The 516-nt window shown below is 64.3% G+C and carries 1 protein-coding gene; it reads left to right on the forward strand.

Annotation, left to right across the window (positions count from 1 at the left end; all coding sequences use genetic code 11):
* Window positions 1–516: GNVR domain-containing protein (locus ABB27_RS18690; protein WP_275452874.1), on the forward strand; the 516-nt coding region annotated here is incomplete at both ends.

A 516-nucleotide genomic window follows, 5' to 3' on the forward strand; every position in this document is an offset into this window, starting at 1 on the left:
GGGCTGCAGGCCCGCAAGGATGGCTTCCGCAACGACGTCAGCAACCTTCCTGACACCCAGCAGGAGTTGCTGCGCTTTACCCGCGACCTGACCGTCAGCAACGAGCTTTACACCGCGCTGCTGAATCAGGCGCAGCAGTTGGATGTAGCGCGCGCGGGCACCGTCGGCAATGTGCGCATCGTTGATTCAGCGGTTGCAGACATGAGCAATCCGGTAGCGCCGAAGAAAGCGATGATCGTCCTTGCAATGACCCTGCTGGGCGCGCTGTTGTCCGTTGCCTGCGTATTTGTGCTGCGCATGCTGAACCCAGGGATCGAAGACCCTGCCGATATCGAGGAGTTGGGCTTGCCGGTGTATGCGGCCATCCCGTTGAGCGCTTCCGCCAGCCTGGCGCAGACGCGCAAAGCCGGTCGCGGCAAGCGCAATCGGGGCGGCGTGGACGCAGGGCCGCAACTGCTTGCCAGTGCAGCGCCTGCGGATCTTGCGGTGGAGGCGCTGCGCAGCCTGCGCACCAGC

Origin of the sequence: Stenotrophomonas terrae, assembly GCF_001431465.1 — a bacterium.
GTDB lineage: Bacteria > Pseudomonadota > Gammaproteobacteria > Xanthomonadales > Xanthomonadaceae > Stenotrophomonas > Stenotrophomonas terrae.